This is a genomic window from Salinivibrio sp. VYel1 (assembly GCF_009377945.1).
Classification (GTDB): domain Bacteria; phylum Pseudomonadota; class Gammaproteobacteria; order Enterobacterales; family Vibrionaceae; genus Salinivibrio; species Salinivibrio siamensis.
The window spans coordinates 13,560-29,560 of the sequence record NZ_RSAM01000016.1; the positions used below are offsets into that span (position 1 = coordinate 13,560).

Below are 16,001 nucleotides of genomic sequence, written 5' to 3' on the forward strand. Positions count from 1 at the left end.
TGGCTAAGTTTCACCTCAGTGTGGTCGGGCACAATGGCATTTTTTACGTGCCACACTGAGGACGCCCATATGCAATGCCACCGTATCAATGAGCTGCTCGACCTACTCAATCAATCTTGGCAAAAAACCCCTGACTGTTCTCTGATGCAAATGCTCATCCAGATCGCTGATGAAGCCGGTCATGGTCAGGATATCACCACACTGTCAGACGATACCTTGATCTATCAGCTTAAGATGCGACTAGAAGATACTGATGCCCCCATTCCTGGGCTAGCCAAAGATTGTGAAGACGATTTTAAAGCCGCGATTTTGCGCGCACGCGGGATCCCGCCTCAGCAATCGTCGTGAAAGCAGTCTGGCTAATCGTCTGTTATAGCTAGATTTCATTGAGTTTGTGGCTATGTTGCAAACTATGACTCTGGTAGCGTATTCAAGGAGTTCGCTGCGCTACAATCACAGGCAACAATGATAATCAGGGCCTGGCAACGCACCATGGACCCGTACCCCAAGGAAAGCCAATGTCATGAGCGATAAAAAAATCAACGTCAAAGACGTGACTGCAAAAGAGTACAACCCCAAAACTCACAAAGGGGCTGACGACCGTTTCAACCCAAGCAATCGTATTTATGTGCGTGCGGTAAAAGGCTATTACCAGCGTATGCGACGCTATATGGGCTGGTTTTTCATGCTGGTGTTCCTCGCCATTCCATGGCTCCCATACCAAGGACGCCAAGCCATCTTACTCGACATCGGTAATCAGAAATTTACCTTTTTTGGCACCACACTCTGGCCACAAGACCTTACCTTGCTGGCTGCACTATTGATGCTCGCGGCATTTGGCCTTTTCTTTATCACCACCTTTCTTGGCCGCGTGTGGTGTGGGTATTTATGCCCGCAAACCGTGTGGACCTTTTTGTTCATTTGGTTTGAGGAAAAACTCGAAGGCGCGGCCAATAAACGTCGTAAGCAAGACTCGTTAAAACTGACGCCTGAGCTAGCCGCGCGCAAAACCGCTAAACACGCGGCATGGTGGGCGATCTCCTTGATTACCGGGATGACCTTCGTTGGCTACTTTGTGCCAATGCGCGAGTTAGCTATCGATTTAGTCACCTTTGATACCAGCTTCTGGGTCGGTTTTTGGGTGATCTTCTTTGCCGCTTGTACTTATGGCAATGCAGGCTGGATGCGCTCGATTATGTGTATTCATATGTGCCCTTACGCACGCTTCCAGTCGGCGATGTTCGACAAAGACACCTTCATTGTCGGGTATGATGCTAAGCGCGGCGAAAAACGCGGCCCTCGTCCTCGCAAAAAAGATCCGAAAGAGTTGGGGCTCGGTGACTGCATTGACTGTAATTTGTGTGTGCAGGTCTGCCCAACAGGCATCGATATTCGTGACGGCTTGCAATACGAATGTATCAACTGTGGTGCCTGTATCGATGCTTGCGATGAAACCATGGATAGGATGGGCTATGAGCGTGGACTGATTAGCTACACCACCGAGCATAAGCTTGAAGGGAAGAAGACGGCAGTTATGCGACCCAAACTGGTCGGTTATGGCGTCGTTATGACCATTGTCACGGCTATGTTTATCTACTTAGCGATGTCCGTGATGCCCATGGAGCTGGATGTGATTCGAGACCGAAACCAGCTTTATCGCATCAATAACCAAGGGTTGGTGGAAAACACTTATACCTTAAAAATCCTCAATAAAACCCAATCGGATGAGACGTACCAACTGTCGGTGAATGGGCTGAACGATGTGGAATGGCATGGCCCGCAAACGGTCAATGTCCAAGCAGGGGAAGTGTTCTCATTACCCATCAGCCTCGCCGTTGATACCTATGAGATGGAACAGCGTATTGCCGACATCACTTTTGTGATGGAACGTGAGTCGGGTGAGGAGCAAAAAGTGGTCACGGCAGAGAGTCGGTTTATCACGGACCTCTAATCGTCATTTTAATCCTCAATGAAAGGGCGCAGGCAGCGCCCTTTTTATTTGTTACCATGGCGTTTTGCCACACAAACGGAATGCTCATGACTGACCATGGCTTTGACTTTCATACACTAACGCCAGATGTTCAGTTAAATGCGATTGAGTCGGTGGGGATCTACCCTCAATCAGGCTTGCTTGCGCTGAACAGCTATGAAAACCGTGTTGCCCAATTTGTCGCTGATGATGGCCAGCGCTATGTGGTGAAGTTTTACCGTCCCGGGCGATGGTCTAACGCGCAAATTCTCGAAGAGCACGCATTCTGTCATGAGCTCGCCCAGGCCGATATTCCCGTGGTAGCCCCAATCTACCGCGACGGTACAAGCCTTTTTACCGCCGAGGGGTTTCGCTTTGCGTTATTTCCCAGTGTCGGCGGCCGGGGTTTTGAAGTGGATAATTGGGATCAACTTGAGGCGGTCGGCCGTTACCTCGGCCGCCTACACCAAGTGGGCGCGGCGACCCCCTTCCAACAACGGGCAAAGTTTGATCTCGACAGTCATCTTTATCAACCTCGTCAGGTGTTAAATGAGGCAAATCTGATCCCAGAAGGCATTCAGGCAACCTTTTTCTCTGATCTTGACCGCTTAATTGACGCCATTGCCGCACGCTGGCATACAAATTGGCCGGCGATCCGCTTGCACGGCGACTGCCACCCCAGCAACATTCTGTGGCGCGACGGTCCGCTGTTTGTGGATTTTGACGACACGCGTAACGGCCCTGCGATTCAAGACTTGTGGCTGTTTTTAAACGGCAGTCGTGCCGATCAGCTCGCCCAACTCGATACCTTGGCAGAAGGTTATCGCGAGTTTCGTGAATTTCCCGCCGATCAATTGCAACTGATCGAGCCGTTGCGTGGTCTGAGAATGGTGCACTATATGGCTTGGCTAGCAAAACGCTGGCAAGACCCGGCATTTCCACGTGCATTCCCTTGGTTTGCTGATGCAAAATACTGGGAAGGTCAGGTGCTTGCATTTAAAGAACAACTTGCCACCTTAGAAGCGCCACCGCTTACGCTGTACCCGTAAGCGCTCAATCGATAACGGAGAGTCATTCAATCATGTTAAAGAAACTGTTTCCTGTGCTACTCATCCTCGGCTTAACCGCCTGCTCTGAGCCTGAAAGCGTGACACAAACGTCATCACAAACCACGCAAACGGCAGAGTCCACACAAACGCAGTCTGAATCCACCGCGCCTATGGAAGTGGCTGACGCTAAGCCGGGACGCTTTAAGGCGGGGGAAGACTACCAAGTGCTGGACACGCCAGCGACGGATACGCCCACAGTCACTGAGTTTTTCTCCTTCTACTGTCCTCACTGCTATCAATTTGAGCCACTGGTTCAACAGCTCAAACAGCAGGTGCCTGACAACGCCAAAGTGGTGAAAAATCACGTCTCCTTTATGGGCGGGGATATGGGCAGTGTCCTAACCCGTGCATACGCAACCGCCGTGGTACTGAATGCACAAGACACCATTATTCCAGTGATGTTCGATCGCATTCACGTGGCGCAAAACCCACCCAAATCATTGGCCGAGGTGCGCCAACTGTTCGTTGATAACGGCATTGATGGCCAAGAGTTTGATGGTGCTTACAACAGCTTTGCGGCCAACTCAATGGCGAAGCGCTTTGACCAATCGTTCGAAAAAGCGGGCCTGCGCGGCGTACCTGCCGTGGTCGTGAACGGCAAGTATCATGTCACACCGAAAACCGTGGAAACCCCCGAAGAATATTTTCAGTTGATCAACTTTTTGCTTACCCAAAAGTAATTAGCTGACTTGGGCGTTGAGGTGGCGTAATAAGCCATCCATCGCCCGATACCCCAGCGCCTCAGCAAGGTGAGGGCGCTGGATGGTATCAACATCGGCCAAATCGGCAATGGTTCTCGCCACTTTAATGATCCTATGGTATGCCCGTACAGACAGTCCCAAACGATGCAGGGCTTGTTCTAAAAAAGCGGCATCGGTTTGAGCCAGTTGGCAATGTTGTTCCATTTCTCGATTGCTCAGCAACGCATTAACCTTACCTTGACGCGCCAACATCCTGGCTCGCGCCGCTTCAACTCGGGCTTTTACCACGACCGTTGACTCACCGCGCTCACCACCACTGGAGAGGCTCCCTCTTGGCAGTGCCGGAATATCAATCGACATATCAAACCTGTCCAATAATGGCCCAGACAAACGGGCTAGATAGCGCAAGATTTGCTGTGGGTTTGAGCGCGCGAGCTCTCCTTCATGATGGCCTGTGGGGCTGGGGTTTAATGCACCTATCAGCTGAAAGCGTGCGGGAAAGCGGGTTTTGCCATTGGCGCGGGAGATAATAATCTCCCCCGACTCTAGCGGCTCACGCAGGGCATCAAGCACCCGGCGCTCGAACTCTGGCATCTCATCGAGAAACAGCACCCCATGGTGAGACAAAGAGATCTCTCCCGGGCGCGGAACGGTGCCACCCCCAACCAATGCCGCCATCGAGCTTGAGTGGTGTGGACTACGAAACGGGCGCCGACGCCAGTTTCCTTCATGCAAAGGTTGCTGAGTCAACGACGTGACCGCGGCTGACGCTAATGCCTCTTCATCATTCATAGGCGGGAGCAAATCACACAACCGCGAGGCTAGCATGGTTTTTCCGGTTCCGGGCGGGCCAACAAAAAGCAGATTATGTGAACCACTAGCGGCGATCTCTAGCGCGCGTTTTCCTTGTTGTTGGCCAATAATGTCACGCAAACACCGTGTTGAGGGAGGTTCGGGGGCTTCTACCTGTGTCGCATTCAAACCGAGATTTTGTTGACCAATGAGGTGCTGCGCCACCGCAATCAGATCAGGCGCTGACACATGGCGCTCATTATCCACCAATGCCACCTGGCTGGCGTTATCATCTGGCACCACCAGTGCGCGCTGCGCTTTTTGACAGGCAAGCGCGGCGGGCAAGGCCCCTTTAACCGGCCGTAGCTGTCCGGACAAAGCCAACTCCCCCAAAAACTCGAATTCGTTGAGCCGCTTTTCCGGCAGCTGCCCAGATGCAACCAAGATCCCGAGCGCTATCGGCAAATCAAACCGTCCACCTTCTTTGGGTAAGTCAGCCGGTGCAAGGTTAACGGTGATCCGGCGTGATGGGAACTCAAAGTTCGACGTCACAATTGCACTTCTCACCCTGTCCCGCGCTTCTTTCACCGTGGTTTCAGGCAGCCCCACCAGCGCAAACCCAGGTAAACCGTTAGATATGTGTACTTCTACAGTCACATTCGGTGCTTGCACGCCCACACAGGCTCGACTGTGCACTATCGCTAATGCCATTTTCTCTCCGCGTTACCCTTGTTAACCACTATGAAACCCGACTCTTATAGTGCCGAGCCAATTTATGATTAAGAGTATTTTTTTCTTGTCATGCGAGTGAGGTCTGTGATACCACTACAAATGCACAACAATTAAACACGAGACTCGGCGACAGATCGGGTTCGTGACTGACCTGTAACAAGCAGGCGTAAACAAAAACACAATTAACAAAAAGCCCATAAAATGGGCTAACGACAAGAAAAGACAGACAAATGCTTAACTTCGCTATCGTCCTAATTATTCGCCTCATCGTGGTCATTATTCCGCGAGGGGTTTAGGTACGCGAAATACAGCAGCAACATCGCAACCAAGCCCCCGCAACCAACAGGTTCGGGGGCTTTTTTCATTCATGTGGCGACGCCACGCGACAACGGAAGCAACAATGATGGAGAGCGCAGAGACAGATCATTCGCCCGCCTGCCCTCCCCGTTCATACGGGGAGGGACAAGGATGACAGGTGCACAATGGGTTGTGGAAGCCTTACGTAAGCAAGGCGTTGAAACCGTATTTGGGTATCCAGGCGGCGCCATCATGCCTGTGTATGATGCCCTCTATGATGGTGGGGTTGAACATATTTTATGTCGCCACGAACAAGGGGCAGCGATGGCCGCCATCGGGTATGCCCGCGCCAGTGGCCGTCCTGGCGTCTGCCTGGCGACATCGGGACCGGGCGCCACTAACTTAGTCACCGGGCTTGCCGATGCGATGATGGACTCGGTGCCCGTAGTCGCGATCACCGGCCAGGTCGCCAGCCCACTAATAGGGACGGATGCGTTCCAAGAGATTGATGTCCTCGGCTTATCTCTCGCCTGCACCAAACACAGTTTTCTGGTCACCGATCCGGCCGAGCTTACGACGACTTTAGCGCAGGCATTCGAAATAGCACAATCAGGCCGTCCTGGCCCGGTATTGGTGGATATCGCTAAAGATGTGCAACAAGCACTGATCCCAAACACTGAGGCTAAGGTTCATGTTTCACATACTGCCCCTGTCGATAGCCAAGCACTCGAAAAGGCCAATGCGCTTATTCGTACCAGTGAGCGCCCTATGGTTTACCTCGGTGGCGGTGTGGTATTAGGTAAAGCCACCGAGGCGTTACGCGATTACTTGGCACGCAGTCAGCTCCCAGTGGTCAGCACACTAAAAGGCTTGGGCACGGTTGAATCAAACTATCCGCATTACCTTGGGATGCTCGGTATGCATGGCACCAAAGCGGCGAACCTCGCGGTGCAGGCGTCCGACTTACTGATTGTGGTTGGCGCACGTTTCGATGACCGGGTGACCGGCAAGCTCGATACCTTCGCCCCTCATGCCGACGTGGTGCACCTTGATATTGATGCGGCCGAAATCAACAAACTGCGCCGCGCGCAAGCACCGGTTTGCGCCCCACTCAATCAAGTACTCCCTGCACTCGCATGCCCTGACACGTCACCGGCATGGCGGGAACAAATTACCGAATGGCAGACCTCGCACGCGTGGCGCTACGACCACCCTGGCGAGGCCATCTATGCACCCGCATTGCTCAAAAGCTTGTCCGATAGCATGCCGGCAAGCACAGTCGTTGCCACCGATGTGGGCCAACATCAAATGTGGGTCGCGCAACATGTTCGTCCCTCTCAACCCGAGAATCTGCTGACCTCCGCAGGACTGGGCACCATGGGGTTTGGCTTGCCTGCCGCAATGGGCGCCAAAGTAGCTCGCCCCGAGGATGAAGTGGTACTCGTGTCCGGAGATGGCTCATTCATGATGAACGTCCAAGAGCTCGGTACGCTCAAGCGTCGCGGCATCGGGGTAAAAATCATCCTGCTGGATAACCAGCGTTTGGGCATGGTGCGTCAATGGCAACAATTGTTTTTCGAGCAACGCTATAGTGAAACCGACCTGTCTGATAACCCGGATTTTCTCACCCTGGCGCGCGCCTTTGATATTCCTGGACACAGTATCCAGCGTAAAGATGAGGTCGAGGACGCGCTCAACACCTTGATGACACATCAAGGTCCTTATTTGCTGCATGTTGCCATTGATGAAATGGAAAATGTATGGCCGCTGGTACCACCCGGCGCGGCAAACCAACAAATGATGGAGCAAGACTTATGATGCAACACCAGTTTTCTATTCATGCGACCCACAGCCCTGAACTGCTCGAGCGTGTTTTGCGTGTGATCCGTCATCGCGGTTTTACGGTTTGCCAGTTCAACATGTCTTTGCCCGCGGACAACGGCCACGTCATTTTTGATGTCACCGTCGAAAGCCAAAGAGCGATCGAGACCTTGCGACCACAACTGACTAAGCTATGGGATGTGGCTGAGGTCATGATGTCCTCATCCCAGCAACAATCCCTACGCGCATAACCAAAAAGGAAGAAAAGAATGTCGACAAATACCGCTGATTACATTTGGTCTAACGGTGAAATGATCGCTTGGCAGGATGCCACCGTGCACGTACTCACGCACGCCATGCACTACGGCACCTCAGTGTTTGAAGGGATCCGCTGCTATGACACACCGAACGGCCCAGTGGTGTTTCGCCATCGCGAGCACATGCAGCGCTTAAAAGATTCTGCCAAAATTTACCGTTTTCCGATCCCCTACAGCGTCGATGCACTCATGCAAGCGTGCCGTGAAACTTTGCGCGTCAATCAGCTACGCTCTGCCTACATTCGCCCGCTTGGCTTTGTGGGCAATGTAGGCTTAGGGGTCTGCCCGCCACCTGATACACAAATGGATATCATCATCGCCGCCTTTAGCTGGGGGAGCTACTTAGGGGAAGAAGCGCTCGCCCAAGGGGTGGATGCCATGGTGTCGAGCTGGAACCGAGCGGCACCCAATACCATTCCGACTGCGGCCAAAGCCGGCGGGAACTACTTATCTTCTCTGTTGGTAGGTGGTGAAGCCCGTCGTCATGGCTATGCCGAAGGCATTGCCTTGGATGTCCGCGGCTACCTGTCCGAAGGGGCCGGTGAAAACCTCTTTATTATTAAAAACGGCGTGATTAGCACCCCCCCGGCTACCAGCGCCATTTTACCGGGGCTCACGCGTGACGCCATCATCACGCTGGCGAAAGAGAAAGGACTCACCATTTGCGAAGAGCCGATTGCGCGTGAAGCACTGTACCTGGCCGATGAAGTCTTTATGACCGGTACCGCGGCAGAAATTGTGCCTGTGCGTAGCGTCGATCAGATCACCGTCGGTGAAGGTCAACGTGGCCCGATCACCGCCTCACTACAGCAAGCCTTCTTTGGCTTGTTTGATGGTACCACCGAAGACAAATGGGGCTGGCTTGACCCGGTTTACCCAGACCAGAGCGCATAAGGCAAAGGAGTCGTAATATGCCAACCTATCGTTCCAAAACTACTACCCACGGTCGCAACATGGCTGGCGCGCGTGCATTGTGGCGCGCTACCGGCGTAAAAGATGATGATTTCGGCAAACCGATTATCGCCGTCGTCAACTCATTTACCCAGTTTGTGCCAGGCCATGTCCATCTCAAAGACATGGGTCAGCTGGTCGCCAAGGAAATCGAAAAAGCAGGCGGCATCGCCAAAGAGTTCAATACCATCGCTGTCGATGATGGTATCGCCATGGGTCATGGCGGCATGCTGTACTCACTGCCTTCCCGTGAGATTATCGCAGACTCGGTCGAGTATATGGTCAATGCCCATTGTGCCGATGCCATGGTCTGTATTTCTAACTGTGACAAAATCACCCCGGGCATGTTGATGGCCTCGATGCGCCTCAATGTCCCGGTGATTTTTGTCTCCGGTGGCCCAATGGAGGCCGGCAAAACCAAGCTGTCCGATCAGATCCTAAAACTCGATCTGGTCGATGCCATGATGCAAGGTGCCAACCCAGCTGTGTCCGATGAACAAAGCGAGCAAATTGAGCGCTCCGCGTGTCCCACTTGTGGTTCGTGCTCTGGCATGTTTACCGCCAACTCGATGAACTGTCTCACCGAAGCGCTGGGGCTGAGTCAGCCAGGTAATGGGTCGATGCTCGCCACCCATGCTGACCGTGAGCAGCTATTCATCAACGCCGGCAAACGGATTGTCGGGCTGACCAAGCGCTATTATGAGCAAGACGATGACAGCATCCTGCCGCGTAATATCGCCAACCGCGCCTCGTTTGAAAACGCGATGGCGCTGGATATTGCCATGGGTGGTTCTACCAATACAGTCTTGCACCTACTGGCGGCTGCGCAAGAAGGCGACGTCCATTTCGATATGGATGATATTGATCGGATGTCACGCCAAGTGCCTCACCTTTGCAAAGTGGCGCCATCGACGCAGCAATATCACATGGAAGATGTGCACCGTGCTGGCGGGGTGATGGGGATCCTCGGTGAGCTTCAGCGCGCTAACCTGCTCAACGTCGAGCAACAAACCGTACTGGGCATGAGCCTCAAAGAGCAACTGGCGCAATATGACATTGTACAAACCGATGATGAAGCGATTAAAGCCTTCTATCGCGCCGGGCCAGCGGGCATTCGTACCACCCAAGCCTTCTCGCAAAACTGTCGCTGGGACACCCTGGATGATGATCGCCAATCAGGCTGTATCCGCGCCCATGAACATGCCTTTAGCCAAGATGGTGGCTTAGCCGTGCTACAAGGCAACATCGCGCTCAATGGCTGTATCGTCAAAACCGCTGGGGTCGATGAAAGTATTCTGACCTTCGAGGGGCCAGCTGTGGTGTTTGAAAGTCAAGACCACGCGGTGGAAGCCATCCTCGGTGGTGAAGTCAAAGCCGGTGATGTGGTGGTGATCCGTTACGAAGGGCCGAAAGGGGGACCAGGCATGCAAGAAATGCTCTATCCCACCACCTACTTAAAATCGATGGGATTGGGCAAATCCTGCGCGCTGCTCACCGATGGGCGCTTTTCTGGCGGTACCTCTGGGCTATCCATTGGTCATGTGTCTCCCGAGGCAGCGAACGGCGGCACCATCGCGTTAGTGGAAAACGGTGATCGTATTCGTATTGATATCCCCACCCGCGAAATCAGTCTGCTGGTGGACGAAGCGACACTGGCCACCCGCCGCGCAGAAGTGAACGCTCGCGGTTGGAAACCCAAAGACCGTCAACGTCAGGTGTCTTACGCGTTAAAAGCCTATGCCAGCCTCGCCACCAGCGCCGATAAAGGTGCGGTGCGCGATCGCAGTAAATTGGAGGAATAAGCATGCAACAGGCGCAACCCTCAACTGCACAACCGATGGACGGTGCTGATTACCTTAGGGATATCTTGCGCGCGCCTGTTTATGAAGTGGCGATTACCTCGCCTCTTCAAACCATGAAGCGCTTATCTGAGCGCTTCAATAATCAGGTACAGCTCAAGCGTGAAGATCGCCAACCCGTCCACTCGTTTAAATTACGCGGCGCGCATAACATGATGGCACAGCTCACCGAGGCGCAAAAAAAAGCCGGTGTGATTGCGGCATCGGCGGGTAACCATGCACAAGGCGTTGCCTTATCAGGTAGCCGTCTTGGGGTGAAGGCGACCATCGTCATGCCCCGTACAACGCCAGCCATCAAGGTCGACGCGGTACGCGGCTTTGGCGGCCATGTGGTACTGCACGGCAATAATTTCGATGAGGCCAAAGGCATGGCACAAAGGCTCGCCGACGAACATGGCTACACCTTTGTGCCACCTTTTGATCATCCCCAAGTGATTGCCGGACAAGGCACTATTGGCTTGGAGCTTGTGCAACAAAATGGTCACCTCGATTATATTTTTCTGCCCGTTGGAGGCGGGGGCATCGCTGCGGGTGTGGCCGTCCTTATCAAACAACTGATGCCCAACATTAAAGTTATCGGGGTAGAAGCGGAGGACTCCGCCTGTTTGCGTGCGGCGTTAGATGCTGGCTTCCCCGTGACCCTTGATCGCGTAGGCACCTTTGCCGACGGTGTAGCAGTGAAACGTATCGGCGATGAGTCTTTCCGGCTTTGTCAGCAGTACTTAGATGACAGCATCACCGTATCGAGTGATGCTATCTGTGCCGCGGTGCAAGACATCTTTGAGGACACGCGGGCTATCTCCGAGCCCTCCGGCGCCTTGGCATTAGCCGGCCTGAAGCAATACGTGGAAAAACACCAACTCAAAGATAAACAGCTTGCGACCGTGTTGTCTGGTGCCAATACCAATTTCCATTCGCTGCGCTACGTCTCTGAGCGCGCGGAACTGGGTGAGAAACGTGAAGGCTTACTGGCTGTCACCATCCCAGAGCAAACCGGCGCCTTTTTCAATTTTTGTCAGATATTGGGCGATCGCGCCGTCACCGAATTCAATTATCGGTATGGCGATGATCATCTCGCCAATATCTTCGTCGGTGTCAGGTTACTTGGCGGGCAAGAAGAGTTGGACAATATCTTGCGCGATTTGCGCCAAGCCGGCTATCCGGTCGAAGATTTGTCCGATGATGAAATGGCTAAGGTGCATGTGCGCTATATGATTGGTGGTCGACCATTGGCCAACCTCAGTGAACGGCTTTACAGTTTTGAGTTTCCTGAATACCCGGGAGCATTGCTGCACTTTTTACAAACCTTGGGCACCCATTGGAACATTAGCCTGTTCAATTATCGTAACCATGGGTCTGACTACGGTCGCGTACTGTGCGGCTTTGAAATTGGCGACAAAGACTTGCTCGCCTTTACTGCCCATTTGCGTGAGCTCGGGTATGGCTGGAAAGATGAGACATCGAACCCGGCTTACCGTTTTTTCCTGTCAAAAACCACCGATTAACCCATAACAAAAAGCCCGACATTAATGTCGGGCTTGGTTTATTCGTCTGGCGGCTCTGGGGCCAATGTGACCACATATTCGGCGATCGATAGGGCGTTATCCATCACCGTCTGTCGTGCCATTTGCGGGAGCTGACTCAGCAAGCTCGTCAATGCGGCTAAATCATCACGGTGAGAGAACGCAATGTCTCGCTCGTCCGTTTCGCCATGCACGAACCAATTAAAGGGACGGCCGGTAATATCGGCAATCATGACCAGCGCGAGGATTTTCGGATCCGTCTTCCCCGACTCCATATCCAAATAGGTCTGGCGCGCGACATTCAAACGCTTCGCCATGTCTACTTGGGTTATTTTACTAAATTCCCGTGCTTCACGGATCCGTTGCGCCATGCGCGCGGTCGAAATCACCATGGTTCATGCCTCATTTCTGCTACCCGAGCTGTATTAAACACAGCCCGTCACAACACCAACCCTGCATTATGCATGGCTCGGCAGGCGTATCATGGTGGCGCACACCGATAGTGTGACACTACGCTTTTGATGCCTACCTCAGTAAGCAAGCACTTACCCGCATATCTAGTCGAGCAGGCAGTACTTTTATGCGCGCTGGGCCGCTTTAGAATAGTTCACCAAGAACGAAGCCATGTTCACGCTTTGGTTTAAGATCGCAGTACGGGCTTCGTGCGGTAAGCGAGAGAAATGCTCAAGCAGGCGATTCACGTCTTGCTTATACTGAACATCGTGCATTTCGACATCTTCGTCACCGTAGACAAACCATACCAATGGGCGCTCAGTCAGCTCAGCAATGTTGGACAACATACGAACACGCGGCTCTGTCTTGCCATTTTCGATATCCAAGTAGGTTTGGCGGGCCACATTAAGCAACTTAGCCATTTTAACTTGGGTGATGCCTTTCCACTCACGCGCTTCTTTGATGCGTTTTGCTACTTGGGTTTTAGAGTCAATCATTGCTTCCTCTCTATAACTGGTCGATGTTAGTCGTTATACCCTGAGTATGCACAATGTAGGCCAAGTTATTAGGCACTTATAAAGATCAAAAATATCAATCATTTAAAACACAGAATGACGTTCTGTTTAATTTTCCAGACGCCATGCCTGAGATTAAATGCAAAATGATTTGCATTTTGCAACAAAACCTATGCAGATCGCATTTTTGTAGAAAGAGGACAGTAATTGATAAAAGATCAACCACGCTCCTGGTCAGAGCGTGGTGATTATTGGGCAGGATTACTCAACCGTCACCGCTTTGGCGAGGTTACGAGGCTGGTCAACGTCTGTGCCTTTGATTAAGGCGACGTGATAAGACAACTGCTGCATCGGGATGGTGTAGAACACGGGAGCGATAATCTCATCGGCATGTGGCATGGCGATAATATTCATCCCCTCCTCAGGAGCAAAGCCGGCGTCTTGATCGGCAAACACATACAATTGGCCACCGCGGGCACGCACTTCTTCAATGTTTGATTTCAGCTTTTCCAGCAGCTCGTTATTGGGGGCAATCACAATCACTGGCATATCCGCATCAATCAGCGCCAATGGACCATGTTTAAGCTCACCCGCCGCATAGGCTTCCGCATGAATGTACGAGATCTCTTTTAGCTTGAGCGCGGCTTCAACGGCAATCGGGTAATATTCACCACGTCCCAAAAATAGCGCATGATGTTTGTCCGCGAAATCCTGAGCAAGCTGTTCGATTGCTTTATCAAACGTCAGGGCTTGCTCAATGCTAGAAGGCAGATGGTGTAAGGCATCAACAATCTCACGTTCTTTATCACGATGAATCGACCCTTGCATTTTGCCCAGCGCGGTGACCAGCATCAGCAGCGCAGACAGCTGGGTGGTAAAGGCCTTGGTCGATGCCACGCCTATTTCTGTCCCTGCTCGGGTCATAAAGGCGAGATCCGACTCTCGTACCAATGAGGAGCCCGCAACGTTACAAATCGCCATAGTCGCCATATAACCACGCTCCTTGGCTAAGCGCAGCGCCGCCAGCGTATCGGCCGTTTCGCCAGACTGTGACAAGGTGATCAGCACGCTATTTGGGCGAGTGACGAACTGGCGATAGCGAAACTCCGAGGCAATCTCCACATCACAACTGACCCCTGCCAGCGACTCAAACCAATAACGCGCCACCATGCCCGCATTATACGAGGTGCCACAAGCGATAATTTGAATGTGCTGCGCTTTGGCGAGGATATCACTGGCCCCATTGCCAATTGCCTCGACAATCACATGATCGCTGCCCAAGCGGCCTTCCATGGTATTGGTGAGTGCCGTTGGCTGCTCATAAATCTCTTTTTGCATATAGTGGCGATATTGGCCTTTATCCGCCGCATCGTATTGAGCACTGGCTTCATGCACCTCACGTTCCACCGGTGTGCCTTCTTGATTATAAATGGTCACTTCGCGGCGAGAGATATCGGCCACATCGCCTTCTTCGAGGTAGATGAAACGACGCGTGACATTGAGCAGCGCCAACTGATCAGAGGCGAGAAAGTTTTCGCCAATCCCCAAACCAATCACTAGTGGGCTGCCCGAACGCGCAGCAATCAAGCGCTCAGGCTGAGTTTTATCCATCACCACAGTACCGTAAGCGCCCTCGAGCTGGGTGACTGTACGTTGGAATGCTTCAAGCAAATCAGAGGTTTGCTTAAGCTCCCAATCAACCAAATGCGCAATCACTTCAGTATCGGTTTGTGAATGGAATTGATAGCCTCGCGCTTGCAGCTGTTCACGCAGCATTTGGTGGTTTTCAATAATGCCATTGTGTACCACTGCAATCGTCTCGCCAGACATATGTGGGTGGGCATTCACTTCACTGGGCTCGCCATGGGTGGCCCAACGTGTGTGTGCGATACCGGTACCACCGGTAGGATTTGTCTCGGTCACCGCATCTGACAACGCGGCCACTTTACCAAGACGACGCACACGTGTGAGCTGCCCGGTTGCCGAATCAGTGATCGCGACCCCGGCCGAGTCATAACCGCGATACTCAAGGCGACGCAGCCCCTCTACTAAAATCTCGGCGACATAACGCTGCGCGACCGCCCCTACAATTCCACACATAGTCTTTCCTTACTGGTCTTATTACTGGTCAGCACAGATCACATCTGTGCCGGTTTGTTCTATGGCGTGTTTAAGATCATCGTCAAGCGAACTGTCGGTGATCAGGGTATCGATGCTTGACCACGCAAGCTCTAGATTGGGGATCCGACGGCCAATTTTTTCCGACTCAATCATCACCACCACTTCTCGTGCGACCTCCGCCATCACGCGTGTGAGACCGGTCATTTCATTAAAGGTCGTGGTACCCCGTGCCACATCAATGCCATCGGCACCGACAAAAAGCTGATCAAAGTCGTACGCGCGCAAGGTTTGTTCGGCCACTTGGCCTTGAAACGATTCAGAATGGGTGTCCCAGGTGCCCCCAGTCATCAATAGCGTTGGCTCATGTTCCAGTTCACGTATCGCGTTGGCGACCTGTAGCGAGTTGGTCATTACCACAAGACCATGCTTCTTATTCAGTAAAGGGATCAAAGCGGCCGTGGTGGTACCACTGTCGACCACAATCCGGTTATGGTCACGAATGCGCGCAGCGGCCGCATCGGCAATACTTTGCTTTTGTTTCGATACCTTGACCGCCTGCTCCGACACCATTTCTTGTGGCACGGGGACTGCACCGCCATAACGGCGCAGTAACAAGCCATTCTTCTCAAGCTCCGCCAAGTCTTTACGGATCGTCACTTCTGAGGTTTCAAAGCGTTGCGAGAGCGCATCAACACTCACTTGGCCTTGCTCGGTCAATAAACTGACGATGGTATGGCGACGTTGTTGGGTATTTCGTTTCGACATATAACAACCAAAGTTTCGATTCGAAACTTATGGTAGAGCAAACAAAACAAAGATCAAGATAACGCGGCTAAAAGTG

Annotated in this window: 14 protein-coding genes; 9 read left to right on the forward strand and 5 right to left on the reverse strand. The window is 52.6% G+C overall.

The genetic code is table 11. The features are described 5' to 3' along the window. Window positions 1-69: 69 nt before the first annotated feature. The 4 genes from EHW58_RS13845 to EHW58_RS13860 all read left to right on the forward strand — a co-directional run bounded on the left by EHW58_RS13845 (window position 70) and on the right by EHW58_RS13860 (window position 3,758). Window positions 70-348, forward strand: a complete 279-nt coding sequence (locus tag EHW58_RS13845; RefSeq protein ID WP_046074877.1) for a YihD family protein — start codon at window positions 70-72, stop codon at window positions 346-348. A gap of 175 nt (window positions 349-523) precedes the next feature. Further along, window positions 524-1,951 carry a cytochrome c oxidase accessory protein CcoG gene (ccoG, locus tag EHW58_RS13850; RefSeq protein WP_152797063.1) on the forward strand — a complete coding sequence of 476 codons (1,428 nt, stop codon included), beginning with the start codon at window positions 524-526 and terminating at the stop codon, window positions 1,949-1,951. A gap of 86 nt (window positions 1,952-2,037) precedes the next feature. After that, the gene (locus EHW58_RS13855; protein ID WP_152797065.1) at window positions 2,038-3,018 is read left to right on the forward strand and encodes a serine/threonine protein kinase; all 981 of its coding nucleotides are present in this window, start codon (window positions 2,038-2,040) and stop codon (window positions 3,016-3,018) included. 170 nt (window positions 3,019-3,188) lie between these two features. Further along, entirely contained in the window at window positions 3,189-3,758 is a 570-nt protein-coding gene (locus tag EHW58_RS13860; RefSeq protein ID WP_046074896.1) for a thiol:disulfide interchange protein DsbA/DsbL, read from the forward strand. Here EHW58_RS13860 and EHW58_RS13865 read toward each other — a convergent pair whose 3' ends face one another. Further along, a complete protein-coding gene (locus EHW58_RS13865) occupies window positions 3,759-5,282 on the reverse strand; it encodes a YifB family Mg chelatase-like AAA ATPase (RefSeq protein WP_046074874.1) in 1,524 nt (507 codons plus the stop codon). A 489-nt stretch (window positions 5,283-5,771) separates the two neighbouring features. On the opposite strand from EHW58_RS13865, the gene ilvG reads away from it, so the two are divergent. The 5 genes from ilvG to ilvA are packed head-to-tail and all read left to right on the forward strand — an operon-like array spanning window position 5,772 to window position 12,053. Next, a complete protein-coding gene (gene ilvG, locus EHW58_RS13870; protein WP_152797067.1) occupies window positions 5,772-7,418 on the forward strand; it encodes an acetolactate synthase 2 catalytic subunit in 1,647 nt (548 codons plus the stop codon). Then, entirely contained in the window at window positions 7,415-7,672 is a 258-nt protein-coding gene (ilvM, locus tag EHW58_RS13875; protein WP_046074872.1) for an acetolactate synthase 2 small subunit, read from the forward strand. The genes ilvG and ilvM overlap by 4 nt, the downstream gene beginning before the upstream one ends. Before the next feature lie 18 nt (window positions 7,673-7,690). Beyond that, the gene (gene ilvE, locus EHW58_RS13880) at window positions 7,691-8,632 is read left to right on the forward strand and encodes a branched-chain-amino-acid transaminase (RefSeq protein ID WP_152797069.1); all 942 of its coding nucleotides are present in this window, start codon (window positions 7,691-7,693) and stop codon (window positions 8,630-8,632) included. 17 nt (window positions 8,633-8,649) lie between these two features. Further along, on the forward strand, window positions 8,650-10,491 hold the full coding sequence (ilvD, locus tag EHW58_RS13885) for a dihydroxy-acid dehydratase (protein WP_152797071.1): 1,842 nt from the start codon (window positions 8,650-8,652) through the stop codon (window positions 10,489-10,491). Between the two features lie 2 nt (window positions 10,492-10,493). After that, entirely contained in the window at window positions 10,494-12,053 is a 1,560-nt protein-coding gene (gene ilvA, locus EHW58_RS13890) for a threonine ammonia-lyase, biosynthetic (RefSeq protein ID WP_152797073.1), read from the forward strand. A gap of 38 nt (window positions 12,054-12,091) precedes the next feature. On the opposite strand, the gene EHW58_RS13895 is transcribed toward ilvA, so the two are convergent. The 4 genes from EHW58_RS13895 to EHW58_RS13910 form a co-directional block, all read right to left on the reverse strand. After that, entirely contained in the window at window positions 12,092-12,463 is a 372-nt protein-coding gene (locus EHW58_RS13895; RefSeq protein WP_046074868.1) for a helix-turn-helix transcriptional regulator, read from the reverse strand. Window positions 12,464-12,649: 186 nt separating this feature from the next. Beyond that, window positions 12,650-13,021: a helix-turn-helix transcriptional regulator gene (locus tag EHW58_RS13900; protein WP_021022741.1), complete on the reverse strand. Its 372-nt coding sequence runs from the start codon at window positions 13,019-13,021 to the stop codon at window positions 12,650-12,652. 279 nt (window positions 13,022-13,300) lie between these two features. Continuing rightward, window positions 13,301-15,139, reverse strand: a complete 1,839-nt coding sequence (glmS, locus tag EHW58_RS13905) for a glutamine--fructose-6-phosphate transaminase (isomerizing) (RefSeq protein ID WP_152797075.1) — start codon at window positions 15,137-15,139, stop codon at window positions 13,301-13,303. Window positions 15,140-15,160: 21 nt separating this feature from the next. Then, complete coding sequence (locus EHW58_RS13910; protein ID WP_152797077.1) at window positions 15,161-15,925, reverse strand: DeoR/GlpR family DNA-binding transcription regulator; 765 nt, start codon at window positions 15,923-15,925, stop codon at window positions 15,161-15,163. Between the last annotated feature and the right edge of the window lie 76 nt (window positions 15,926-16,001).